We start from the raw sequence: 12,933 nt of genomic DNA, 5'->3' as shown, positions 1-12,933 counted from the left end.
TGCAACAAAAATGAATAAGCAGCTATCCATAGGATAACTGCTTCCTATTATTCTGGCTTATTAGGAATGTTTTGGTTTGGAACATAGTCAGATTTATAATCTGTATAGTTCACTTCCGTTACCATCCCTGCTGAAGCATGATGTAGGTCGTGACAGTGGAACATCCACTCACCCGGATTGTCTGCTACAAAGGCTACTTCATATTCTTCACCCAGTTTTACGTTCAATGTATCTTTTACAATTGGAGAACCTTTTATCGGTTTTCCATCTTTACTCAACACCTGAAAGAAGTGCCCGTGTAAATGCATTGGGTGATCATCCATTTTAGAGCGATTTACCAATTTCACTTTTACTAAATCACCCTTTTTCACTTGAATTGGATCAATATCCGGAAATACATTTCCATTAATTGTATATACCATTTCATTTCCATTCATTTGCGTATTTAAGTCCATATTATATGTGGCAGTATACTCTTGATTTAACGTGAAACTACCTAATTTTTTAGCACCATATTTCGTTATATCTACTTTCGGTAGTTTTTCTTTTTCGTCTGCTTTATCTTTCATCTCTTTGCTGCCATCATACTCAATAACAGCTTTCATTCCTTTTGCACCTTTATTTTTCGAATGGTCTTCAACATACCATTTCCCAGGATTATTAGCAGTAAATTCAATATCATAACGTTCGCCCGGTGCGATTGAAATTACTTTATCCTTTATAACTTTTGGATTGTTTATTGGTTGACCATCTGTCGCAATTACTTTTATATCATGACCGTGAACATGTATATCATGTGATAGATAACCAGCATTAACGAGTCGAAAACGAACTTTATCTCCCTTATTCACTTTCAATGGCACTACTAAATCACCGCTTTTTCCATTGATTGTGAATAAATCATACATACTCATATCATGACCTTCCATCTTCATATTTCCATGGTCCATTCCTTCCATATTACTAGAGTCTTTTTGATCACTGCCCACGTCCATACCAGAATGATCCATGCCGTTCTTATCATCATTCTTTTCCTCATTTTCATTACCTTTAGATTTATTACCTATTTGCCCTTTTGTCATTTCTTTTAACTGCTTATTCATTTCTTCTTTATCTGTAACCCATTCATCCAACATTAGTGTGTAATCTTTATCATATTTTTCCTTTGTATCTTCTACAATGAGCGCTCCATACAAACCTCTATCCAATTGATTTACAGAATCTTGATGCGAGTGATACCAGTACGTTCCTGGTACGTTCGCTTCAAATTCGTAAGTGAAACTTTTTCCTGGTTCAACTGCATCTTGTGTCACGCCTGGAATTCCATCCATGTTATTTGGGACAGGATATCCATGCCAATGAATAGATACTGGTGCAGATAATTCATTTTTTAATGTCACTTTCACCTTTTCACCTTTTTTCACCCGAATTTCTGGACCAGGAGATGAGCCATTAAATGTCCAGACTGGAACAATAACACCGTTACTTAATTTTTGTTTTTCTTCTTTCGCAATTAAAGTAACTTCTGGTCCTTTTTCAACCTTCAATGGTGTTGTAGCTGTTTCAGTCTGTAGTGTTTTTTTATCATTCATATTTTTATGATCATTTGTTGTATTTGTCGTCACAGAACAGGCAGCAATTAAAAATATTACAGAGACTGTAACAGCTGTTAATACAAATCGCTTCATGGAAAATCCCTCCTTTTTCTTTTTCAAAATCATTATAGAAGTTGATTTTCAAGAAAATAAGGAGATGTAATTAGATCTTACGTAACTTAATTGGAAAATCACTAAAAACGGAGACTTTACAAGAGGCGAATATTTTAGGAATACAAAATATTTTCCTTGTAGCGACTATATTAGCCGTTCTCATATTTGTTTTGACGTTATTTCTTAAGAAACAATAACACTACTATTATTAAATAAGAAAAATGTAGCTAAAATGCTCTTCACAAAAGAACTTACATTTTTGTATAATAAGAACTAATGTTCCTTACAAGAAGACAATAGACTCAAATTACACAAATATATCAAATAGAAGAGGATTGATATACGATGAAAATTGATAGACCAAAAATCTCACCAGAGTTATCTTCAAAGAATTTTCAAGATATTTTTTATGAAGAAGATCCAACATTGGAAGTGTGTGAAATTATAGACTCCATTTTCGAAAATGAATCTGTAGATAGAGTGCGATTGTATGATGCAGTGATAAAGAATTGTAAATTCACTAATACAGACTTTAGCAATATTGATATTACAGATGTTTGTTTTGAAAACTGCGATTTATCAAATGTTAATTTAAGCAATTCTTCTGTTCATAGAGTCGAATTTAAAAACAGTAAATTAATCGGGGTTAATTTTGCAGAATCTAGCTTAGGAAATATTAAATTTGAGAATTCAATTTTGAATTTAGCAGCATTTGGAAATTCTAAACTAGAAAAAATTATATTTAATGAAACTTCATTAAATAATGCAGATTTTTTTGACTGTAAACTAAAAAAAGTTGAATTCCAATTATGTAGTCTTGACGAAGCTAATTTTGATCAGACATCACTGAAGGGGATAGATATTAGTTCTTCTAACTTTGATACACTTACAGTTTCAGTGAACGATTTAAAAGGATGTAAAGTATCAACATATCAAGCTGTTCAGTTTGCAACTTTATTAGGATTAATAATTAAAGATTAGTATTTCGAAGATAAAAAGAACCCTATCCCGAATCCTGGATTTTTTAATTGTCCACGATTCGAGATAAAGTTCAAATAAATTAGTGATGACTTTTTTATTATTTAACTACAGCTTGGTTTCCTTTTACATGTTCATTATTTACACTCATAAATTCTTCAATTTCTTCAACTTCTCTAATAATATCTTTTGACAAGTTTTCATACCCGTCTTTCGTTACAAGAATATCATCTTCTATTCGAATACCGATTGACTCTTCCTCAATATAAAGACCTGGTTCTATCGTAATAACCATACCTTCTTCTAATACTCTATCTTTATATATTCCTACATCATGTGTATCTAAACCGAGGAAATGGCTGACACCATGATAATAGTATTTTGATAACTCTTCATCTTCTTGAATTAAACCAATTGCTTTACACTCTTCTGCCAGTACCTTTTTTGTATGCTCATTTAATGCAGCGAACTTTAATCCTGGCTTAATAAGCGCTGTTGTTTCTTTTAATGCTTTTAATACAATATTATACATTTGTTTTTGAAGACTAGAGAATGTTCCATTTGCCGGGAATGTATAACTAATATCAGCGTTATAGTAGTCTTTTTGAGCACCTAAATCTAGTAATACTAAGTCACCATTTTGAATTTGTGCATCATTATCTTCATAATGAAGAACTGTAGCATTTTTCCCACTCGCCAAAATTGTATTGAACGCATGGTGCTTAATGCCAGATGATTTCAGTGTAAAATCAAATTGTGCTTCTAATTCATACTCCATCATGCCTGCTTTTGCATGCTTAAGTACGTTGTAAATACCGTCTTTCGTTATAGCAATCGCTTCTTTAATAATTTCAATTTCTTCTTCTGTTTTAAATACTCGTAATTCACAAATGTTCGGATATACATTACCAATTGTTACGTGTGGGTATTTTTCTCTTACATGTTTAGCAAATGCTAATGTTTTTGTCTCCGTACCATTCCACTCACGACTTTCTATATCTAAATATAGATGCTTCGCATTTTCTGTAAAGAGTATATTTGACATTGTCTTTTCAAAGCTATCTAAATATACAACTTTCTTTATACCTGAAATTCCCTCTGCTTCTTCGCTAGAAACTGTTTTCCCAACCCATTTTTCCATTACTGGATCTGACTTTTCAATGAAAAGTGTCTCTTCTACACTATTCCCAAACTTTTTCAGCATAAAAATAACATTTGGTTCATCGATTCCCGTTAAGTAGTAAAAATTACGATTCGGTACAAATTTATAATGTGCATCAGCTGACATATGCGGTGCTTGTCCCGCAAATAAAATCGTAATGGATTCATCAGGTAATGTTTTCGTTAGTCTTTCTCTATTTTGAGCAAAAAATGTTGATTTCATAATAATCCCCCTAGCGTTTTATGTATAATTGTGAAACTAATTATTCAATACACTTCATTCTATTATTGTTATAATTTTTCGTCAATTTTTAACTTATTTTTAGATAGTATTGACACAAACAACTAAACAAGTTAAAATAACTATAAATTAGTAAGTTACTAATTTAATTTAAAACAAGAGGTGAACAAAATGCAAAACATTTTATTCCGTATTAACGAATTATCAAAAAAAGAAAGAACATCTGGATTAACAGTTGATGAAAAACAAGAACAACAAATGTTGCGTCAAAACTATACAGAAACATTTCGTGGAAGCCTAGATTCCATTTTATTAAATACAAAAATTGTTGATCCTAATGGTCTTAACGTTACACCAGTTTCATTACAAGATGCTCAAATACGTTTAAAATTAAGCAAATGAGTTCCGCGCTAAAGAATTTCAATAAAACATAAACAGAGCTGGATTTCCTATATAGAAATTCCAGCTCTGTTTATTGTCTTTTCTAATTTAGTAAACGAGCGATACATCGCAATTCTCCACGACACAATCATCGCAAATGCAAGTAAGAAAAACATTCCGCTTAACTCTGCCAAATCAATTGATTGGCTTAAATATGACTTTAATGCCACGCGTACAGCTAATAAGCCTACTAAAATAAATATGAATGCTTTTGACGGTTTCATAAATATATGTTCGCCTTTTATTTCGAACTTAGTTGTTTTAATAAGAAAAATAGAGAAAATAAGCCCTATACTAATTGCCTCGACTATTTCTAACGATGTTAATCGAAACTCTGGTAAAAAGTACATCATCGCGCCTGTACTCATAAAAATTGGTGGTAATATAATTTTCTTTTTCGTTACCGGCTTTTTCGCTGCTTTAAAACGTAGAAACATTACTCCAACAGCCATACAAACTGCTACGACACTTGATAAAAGTGCTATCATACTTTCCACTCCTATCTATTTAAATGACTTTTTGAGCAAAATCATAAATTAATAAGTAACTACAAGCACCATTATAGAATTTCTTCATTATATTCCTCCTGCTGTAAACTTTCCATATTCGCTGCACTTATTTTACGCAAAGTTTATGAACGGAATATGAACAAAATATTACATTCAATTTTCAAACAAAAAAGCCATTTTACAATTAATATTGCAAAATGGCTTTTAACTTATTTTAAATCGTCATTTGTAAAAGCACCAGGTAGTAATTGCTCAACAGTTACTTCTTTTTCATCACCTTTTACATTCGTTAGTAATACAGGCATTTTCGAATCACAGAATTCAGCAATTACTTGTCTACACGCACCACATGGTGAAATCGGTCCATCAGTTTCTCCTGTAATAACTAAGTAACTAAAATCGCGCTCACCTTCTGATACTGCTTTAAATATTGCTGTTCTTTCTGCACAGTTACATAAACCGTAAGAAGCATTTTCTATATTACAACCAGTATAGATTTTCCCTTCTTTCGTAACTAACGCTGCGCCAACAGGAAATTTAGAATACGGAATATACGCTTTCGATAACATCTTGTTTGCTTCTTCGATATATTTTTTCTTATCCATATTATTTCCCCCTCAAAGTAAATGAAATCATCATTAGTCAGTAATAACTGTATGAACTAATTTAGGAGCCACTGCTGTTTCAGCGATAGAGATGTTCTCATAAATTTTTGCTTTTACATCTTCCACATTTTCACGATTTGCGTAGATCGTTACGAACGGCTCGCCTTCTTTTACTGCATCGCCAACTTTTTTGCGTAACATTAAACCTACTGCTAAATCAATTTCATCTTCCTTCGTTGCACGACCTGCACCAAGTAACATAGCTGCAATACCAATCTCATCTGCAACAATGTTAGAAATAACACCTGAAGTTTTTGCAGGTACATCAATTACATACTTAGCTTGTGGCATTTTTTCTGGATTGTCTACAATTGAGCTATCTCCGCCTTGATTGCTTAAGAACTCTTTAAATTTCTCAGTTGCTTTTCCGTTTTTCATCACTTCAATTAGCATTTCACGAGCTTCTTCTAACGTATTTGCTTTTTTCGCAAGTACGACCATTTGACTTCCTAATACAAGTACTAATTCTGTTAGATCTTCTGGACCTTCACCTTGTAACGTATCAATTGCTTCTTTCACTTCTAGAGCATTACCAATCGCAAATCCAAGAGGTTGTGACATATCTGAAATAACCGCCATTGTTTGACGTCCTACATTATTTCCGATACGTACCATTGCATGTGCTAATTCTTTTGCATCTTCTTCTGTTTTCATAAATGCACCAGCACCTGTTTTTACATCAAGTACGATTGCGTCAGCGCCAGCTGCAATTTTTTTACTCATAATTGAACTTGCGATTAAAGGAATTGAGTTAACAGTTCCTGTTACGTCACGTAATGCATAAATCTTTTTATCTGCAGGCGTTAAGTTTCCTGTTTGTCCAATAACAGCTACTTTGTCACGGTTTACAATATCGATGAACTGCTCTTTCGTAATTTCAACGTGGAATCCTTCTACCGCCTCTAATTTATCAATTGTTCCGCCAGTATGTCCTAAACCACGACCAGACATTTTTGCTACTGGTACATCTAAAGCAGCAACTAATGGTCCTAATACTAAAGTTGTTGTATCACCAACACCGCCAGTTGAATGTTTGTCTACTTTAATTCCTTCAATTGCTGATAAGTCGATCGTTTCTCCAGACTCAACCATCGCCATCGTTAAATCTGCACGTTCGCGGTCCGTCATATCTTTAAAGAAGATTGCCATTGCAAGTGCACTCACTTGATAATCAGGAATACTTCCGTCTGTATATCCATTAATAAAGAATTTGATTTCTTCAGTCGTTAATTCTTTGCCGTCACGTTTTTTTGCGATAATATCTACCATTCTCATTACAATCACCATTCCTTTTTATATTATATGAATCTATTAAAATAATAAGCCAACGATTGTTGCTGATAAGAAACTTACTAACGTTGCACCGAATAGTAATTTCAAACCAAATCTTGCGACTACATTCCCTTGCTTTTCATTTAAGCTCTTAACTGCCCCTGCAATAATCCCAATTGAAGAGAAGTTTGCAAATGAAACTAAGAATACAGATATAATCGCTGTCGTTCTATCTGAAAAATTAAAGTTTCCTTGTGCTAAATCTGTCATAGCGACAAATTCATTTGATACTAATTTTGTTGCCATAATATTTCCGGCATTAACTGCTTCATGCCATGGAACACCCATAATAAATGCAAATGGTGCAAATACATAACCAAGAATTTCTTGGAATGAAATACCGATTACACCTTTAAATACTGCATTAATGAATGCGATAAGAGCTACGAAACCAATTAACATAGCTGCTACTGTAATCGCAACTTTAAATCCATCAATAATGTATTCCCCTAATACTTCAAAGAAAGTCTTCTTCTCTTCTTCTTGTACTTCTAACATATCTTCTTCCTCAGTAACTTCATATGGGTTAATGATAGAAGCAATGATGAAGCCACCGAATAAGTTAAGCACTAAAGCGGTTACAACATATTGTGGTTTTAATAACACCATATATGATCCAACAATAGACATAGAAACTGTAGACATTGCTGATGCACATAATGTATACATTCTTTTCTCTGGCAATAACCCTAGTTGTTTCTTAACTGAAATAAATACTTCAGATTGTCCTAAAATCGCAGATGCAACAGCGTTATATGATTCTAGTTTCCCCATTCCATTTACTTTACTTAATGCTAGACCGATAGATTTCACAATAATAGGTAATACTTTAATATGTTGCAAAATACCTATTAAGGCTGATATAAATACGATTGGCATTAATACACTTAAAAAGAACGAAAACTCTTTTTGATTTACTAATCCACCAAATACGAAATTCACACCGTCAGCGGCATATTTTAATAGCTCTCCAAAACCATCTGCTATTCCGCTAATTAATATATTCCCTACACTTGTATTTAATAATAGAAACCCCAAAATGAATTGTAATATAACCATCGTTATGATTGGACGATATTTGACTTTCTTTCTATCATTACTAGCAAGCCAAGCGATACCTAAAATCAATACGAGGCCAAAAACACCGATTAAGTATTTCATAAGCCGTTTCCTCCCATTCGTATCCGCTTACATTTTTTTCAATTGTTAAAGCAATAGATATACTTTAAACGTATATCTATTGCTTTAACCTTTTATCGATTAGTAGTTATCTGTAGCACCTTTTGCATCATTTAATACGATTGCAATACTAGCACTTGCTCCAACGCGAGAAGCTCCAGCAGCTACCATTTTGTCTGCATCTTCACGTGTACGAACACCGCCAGATGCTTTTACACCAACGTTTGGTCCTACTGTTTTACGCATTAATGCGATATCTTCAGCAGTTGCTCCGCCAGTTGAGAATCCAGTTGAAGTTTTTACGAAGTCAGCACCAGCTTTTACTGATAATTCACAAGCGCGTACTTTTTCTTCATCTGTTAATAGGCAAGTTTCAATGATTACTTTTACAAGAGCTTTTCCTTTTGCTGCTTGTACTACTTCATAAATATCTTTTTCAACAAGTTCGTTGTCGCCATCTTTTAAAGCGCCTACGTTGATTACCATATCAACTTCAGTTGCACCTTTTGCGATAGCATCTTTTGTTTCAAATGCTTTTGTTTCAGTAGTGCTTGCTCCTAATGGGAAACCGATTACAGTACAAACGTCTACATCATGTCCAGCTAGTTCATCAGCCGCTAATTTTACCCATGTTGGGTTAATACAAACAGAAGCGAATTTATATTCCTTTGCTTCTTCGATTACTTTCATAACATCTTCTTTAGTAGTATTAGCTTTTAAAATTGTATGGTCAATTAACTTTGCAATGTTCATTATCTTCACTCCTCATATCTTTTAACAACTTCATTCTAACTCTTAGTTGAACAAATGTAAATACACTTTTGAAATTTTGTTCATTCTTTTTAAAAAGGAATTTTCCTGTAGTAAGTAAAGCTCATTCTAACTAAGAAACATTTCCTATTTAAAATCAAAACTTTTATATTAACAATGGTAGTATGTATCTCCATATCCATAATTATTTTTAAGAAGGCAATTTGTGTTCAAAAAAAAACACCTATCATTCATACATAACAAAATAAAAGGCGTTCTCAAAATTAACATTTTGAGAACGCCTTTTATTTCTAATCTTTTTGATAATGTAACAATTCTTTTGCTGTATGCTGATCGATAATTAATACATTTGCATACCCGCCACGTAACGCACCATCAATTGCTTTTATTTTTCTATTACCACCTGCAACTAAAATAGAGCGTTTCTTTAATTTCAGTTCCTCTAACTCAATTCCAATGGTCCGCTTATTAATTTCTTCACTACTAATATTTCCGTCTCCATCAAAGAAACGTGAACAAATGTCACCGACCGATTGTTTTTTGAGTAAACTTGTTTCCTCCTTATCGAAATAACCTAATCGGAATAATAGCGCTTCATCTCGCACTGTTCCTACAGTAAAAATTGCAATATTCGCTTGCTTCCCCATTTCGATAATGTGATGAATATGTCGATCCTGCTCTACTAATTCTTTTGTCACAGCATTATCAAATATAACTGGAAGAGGTAGATTTCTTGGCGTCGTTTGAAAAGCATCTGCAAATAAAGCTATCGTCTCATTCGCATATGTATTTACACTCGAGTGACTAATGCCACCTTTTAGCTGGACAACCTCTACCCCTTTTACATGTTGCGGTACGATTTTTCTAGCGATTTCATACATTGTCATTCCCCAGCTTACACCAACGATATCACCAGTTTTAACTGTCTTTTCCATATACTCAGCTGCATATTTACTAATATACTCTGTAATCGTTGCATATTCCGGCACTGGAGAAAACACAACATGTGCCTCTAACAAGTTGTACTTTTCTTTCAGTAAATTCCCAACGTTATCTAAATCCGCAAATGGATCGGCGATGCTAATTTGAACAAACCCTTTTTCTTTCGCGTACTTTAACAATCTAGAAATCGTCGGTCTTGAAATATTTAATTTGTTAGCAATTTCTTGCTGACTATAATCTGATTGATAATATAATCTTGCAACTTCAACGCTTAATTGTTGTTTATCTTTTTCCATAGTAACTCATTACAAATCCCTTCCTGTATTTCCCTTTCGTTACAAGCATTATACAGCTTTATGCAAAAAAATTCGACTACCGAATTTTATCTAACTGAACTTTTATTCCACTTATTATATACAATGAAACCGTTCAATAAGAAACATGAAACATCGTCTAAAAACTACCTTTGCTAAAAACTATTCAAATACCCCTTATAAACAGAAGATACTGGTTATAAGGGGTATTTATTCAATTTAATTTTATAAAAATTGGATGAAAACAATGCAAGTTCCCACTTATTTAGAATAAGTGAAAAGATGATGTTTTATTTGTTCAATAAAATAATGATGGTGTATATTATCGTTAGATACTCGACTTGCCATAATAGCCCCCTCCATTGAAGATGCAAGAAAGGAAGCGAGTGATATAACCTCTATATCTTCTTTAAGTTCTTGTTTCTCTATTCCTTCTTTTATGAGAGAAGCCATTAACATTACTGTATCATCATAACCTTTTGCTGCTGCTTTTTGTAATTCTGGAAATACTCCAGTACTTTCAATTGCGCTATTAAGTAATGGACAGCCTCCAGCAATAGGAGGATTATTAGCTGCATCTTGATATACAAGGAATATTGCAAGGATTTTATCGATTGCTGTCTTTTTATTTTCCATTGCTTTATGAAAATGACTCCACATAATCTCACCACTTTTGTCGTAGGCAGCAAGGACAATTTCTTCTTTACTTTTGAATCTACGATAAATAGATCCTTTAGGTAGTTCAGTAGCTGTCATTATATCCTGGATGGATGTGCGAGTTATCCCATTAGTATTAAATAAATATAAAGATGTTTCAATAATTTTTTCTTTAACCTTATCAACTTTAGTCATGCTTTGTAATCCTCCTAATAAAAACGAGCTTAATATTCCAGGTGATATTTACCATCTATTTTCTTGAATTTTTTTGTAAGTATAAAGAAGTTTGGAACAAAAATATCTTATCAACCCCTATATTATGTGAACCTCAAACAATACAGTTTGAAAAGAGATTAATCAAATTGTATTATCTATATCATTCAAATGAATTTTCTGTCAAAATTAACACGACCAATTATTCAATTCAGTCCTGTTATACAACTACTTTCACCTAACTTCGTAGCAGGTGTAAAAATATATAGTTAATTTTAACGTATAGACATATGATTATTATATATAATTTTGATTAATATGTTTAGCTAAAGTGTTTAAACTACCCCACTCTCACTACATTCTATAAAAGATTAATCATTATTGGAATTAAATTGTAACAAAGCAACTGAGATATAAATATATTTGCTTTTTACCATTTGGATTTTGTTAATACTTTGTAAAAAAGGTTTAAAAAACTAGAAACTTGTAGTATTATTAGATTTCGATTCAGACCGAACCGTTCGGTTTGTAATCTTTATATAAATATATTTAGAAGGAGAACGTTATGCAGAAAGAAAAATCAAAGATAATAGGTAATTTAATTACAGGGGCAATAAAGTGAACTTTATAAAAATGAATAAAAAAGAAATTATTATGCTAATAGTTTATACAATGTTTGCACTACTTCAAATTGGCTTGTTCATATTATTTGGCCTATCACTTTTAACTAACAGCAATTTAGTTGAATCAGAATTTGCTCTTAGTGCCATCGGTTTGACTGTACCTGCTATTGTAGGAATAATTTTCTTTAGGAAAGAAATTATTGAAAGTTTTACTTATTTTAAAGAGAAAACAATTTTGAAAATAGTAAGTATTCCTATGGTGGTTTTATTTACGGTAATTGTGGAACAGTCTGTTATGCATTTTCTAGCAACTGATCAGCCAGAGAACCAAGAACAGCTCCTTGAAACAGGTACGGGGATACCTCTTATTTTTACATTGCTAGTATTGGGTATTCTAGGGCCATTGCTTGAAGAAATTGTGTTTCGTCATATAATATTAAATCGTTTTTCACATTATATTGGTACTGCTATTGCATCTATCATTTCGATTATAATTTTTACAGTTCTTCATACGAACCAGCTTTCGGATATTGCTATTTATTTACCTGGCTCAGTGATACTTACTGCGGCTTATCTTATTTCTAAGAGATCCATTGCATATGTTATGGGGATACATATGTTAAATAATTCTATTACTTTTATTCAATTACATATGTCATAACAAGACATATGTAATTAAAGGTTTTGATGCAAAAATACTCTATGTTTCTATCGAGTATTTTTGGCACCAGAACCACTTTTTCTAAGGCATAAGAAATCTTATCAAAACTACAACTTATTAGGAGAGTGTCAGTCATGATTGTAACAACAACGTCTGGAATTCAAGGTAAAGAAATTATTGAGTATATTGATATTGTAAATGGTGAAGCTATTATGGGTGCAAACATTGTCCGCGATTTATTCGCTTCAGTTCGTGATGTTGTCGGTGGCCGTGCTGGTGCTTATGAAAGTAAGCTAAAAGACGCTCGTGATATTGCGATGGACGAAATGAAAGAACTTGCAAAACAAAAAGGTGCGAACGCTATCGTTGGTATTGACGTAGATTACGAAGTTGTACGTGATGGAATGTTAATGGTTGCTGTAAGTGGTACAGCTGTACGTATATAAGTAAATTAAAAAACGGTTCCTCCCTTGGAATTTATACTTTGAGGAGGGGCCTGGTTCTGTTACAGATTTTAAAGAATAAAAAGAGATGTTG

The 12,933-nt window shown here is 32.9% G+C and carries 13 protein-coding genes; 4 read left to right on the top strand and 9 right to left on the bottom strand.

Translation table 11 applies throughout. The features are described 5' to 3' along the window. Positions 1–47: 47 nt before the first annotated feature. Positions 48–1,688, bottom strand: a complete 1,641-nt coding sequence (locus MHI26_RS09450; RefSeq protein ID WP_061667502.1) for a multicopper oxidase family protein — start codon at positions 1,686–1,688, stop codon at positions 48–50. Between the two features lie 366 nt (positions 1,689–2,054). Between MHI26_RS09450 and MHI26_RS09445 the strand changes: the two genes are divergently transcribed. After that, the gene (locus MHI26_RS09445) at positions 2,055–2,690 is read left to right on the top strand and encodes a pentapeptide repeat-containing protein (protein ID WP_061667503.1); all 636 of its coding nucleotides are present in this window, start codon (positions 2,055–2,057) and stop codon (positions 2,688–2,690) included. A 97-nt stretch (positions 2,691–2,787) separates the two neighbouring features. Here the strand turns inward: MHI26_RS09445 and MHI26_RS09440 are convergent, their stop codons facing one another. Further along, entirely contained in the window at positions 2,788–4,071 is a 1,284-nt protein-coding gene (locus MHI26_RS09440; protein WP_061667504.1) for an aminopeptidase P family protein, read from the bottom strand. A 189-nt stretch (positions 4,072–4,260) separates the two neighbouring features. Here MHI26_RS09440 and MHI26_RS09435 point away from each other — a divergent pair, with 189 nt between their 5' ends. Beyond that, the gene (locus MHI26_RS09435) at positions 4,261–4,491 is read left to right on the top strand and encodes a DUF896 domain-containing protein (RefSeq protein WP_061667505.1); all 231 of its coding nucleotides are present in this window, start codon (positions 4,261–4,263) and stop codon (positions 4,489–4,491) included. A 47-nt stretch (positions 4,492–4,538) separates the two neighbouring features. Here the strand turns inward: MHI26_RS09435 and MHI26_RS09430 are convergent, their stop codons facing one another. The 7 genes from MHI26_RS09430 to MHI26_RS09400 form a co-directional block, all read right to left on the bottom strand. Continuing rightward, positions 4,539–5,018, bottom strand: a complete 480-nt coding sequence (locus MHI26_RS09430) for a CcdC family protein (RefSeq protein ID WP_000561074.1) — start codon at positions 5,016–5,018, stop codon at positions 4,539–4,541. Between the two features lie 230 nt (positions 5,019–5,248). Continuing rightward, positions 5,249–5,644 (bottom strand): cytidine deaminase, encoded by a 396-nt coding sequence (locus MHI26_RS09425; RefSeq protein ID WP_061667506.1) that lies wholly within the window; start codon positions 5,642–5,644, stop codon positions 5,249–5,251. A gap of 33 nt (positions 5,645–5,677) precedes the next feature. Further along, positions 5,678–6,979, bottom strand: a complete 1,302-nt coding sequence (locus tag MHI26_RS09420; protein WP_061667507.1) for a pyrimidine-nucleoside phosphorylase — start codon at positions 6,977–6,979, stop codon at positions 5,678–5,680. Positions 6,980–7,015: 36 nt separating this feature from the next. Next, on the bottom strand, positions 7,016–8,197 hold the full coding sequence (locus MHI26_RS09415) for a NupC/NupG family nucleoside CNT transporter (protein ID WP_000876186.1): 1,182 nt from the start codon (positions 8,195–8,197) through the stop codon (positions 7,016–7,018). 99 nt (positions 8,198–8,296) lie between these two features. Further along, positions 8,297–8,968 (bottom strand): deoxyribose-phosphate aldolase, encoded by a 672-nt coding sequence (gene deoC / locus MHI26_RS09410; RefSeq protein WP_061667508.1) that lies wholly within the window; start codon positions 8,966–8,968, stop codon positions 8,297–8,299. 308 nt (positions 8,969–9,276) lie between these two features. After that, positions 9,277–10,224, bottom strand: a complete 948-nt coding sequence (locus tag MHI26_RS09405) for a sugar-binding transcriptional regulator (RefSeq protein WP_000409790.1) — start codon at positions 10,222–10,224, stop codon at positions 9,277–9,279. Positions 10,225–10,503: 279 nt separating this feature from the next. Further along, positions 10,504–11,094, bottom strand: a complete 591-nt coding sequence (locus MHI26_RS09400) for a TetR/AcrR family transcriptional regulator (protein WP_000169651.1) — start codon at positions 11,092–11,094, stop codon at positions 10,504–10,506. A 636-nt stretch (positions 11,095–11,730) separates the two neighbouring features. Between MHI26_RS09400 and MHI26_RS09395 the strand changes: the two genes are divergently transcribed. Both MHI26_RS09395 and MHI26_RS09390 read left to right on the top strand, forming a co-directional pair. After that, complete coding sequence (locus MHI26_RS09395) at positions 11,731–12,396, top strand: CPBP family intramembrane glutamic endopeptidase (protein ID WP_061667509.1); 666 nt, start codon at positions 11,731–11,733, stop codon at positions 12,394–12,396. 134 nt (positions 12,397–12,530) lie between these two features. Next, positions 12,531–12,842 carry a heavy metal-binding domain-containing protein gene (locus MHI26_RS09390; protein WP_000637505.1) on the top strand — a complete coding sequence of 104 codons (312 nt, stop codon included), beginning with the start codon at positions 12,531–12,533 and terminating at the stop codon, positions 12,840–12,842. Positions 12,843–12,933 lie beyond the last annotated feature (91 nt).

It is taken from the genome of Bacillus sp. FSL K6-1218 (genome assembly GCF_038006445.1).
Lineage (GTDB): Bacteria > Bacillota > Bacilli > Bacillales > Bacillaceae_G > Bacillus_A > Bacillus_A thuringiensis_S.
The sequence above is the reverse complement of the archived record's forward strand: the minus strand, read 5'-3'. Positions and strand labels throughout refer to the sequence as shown.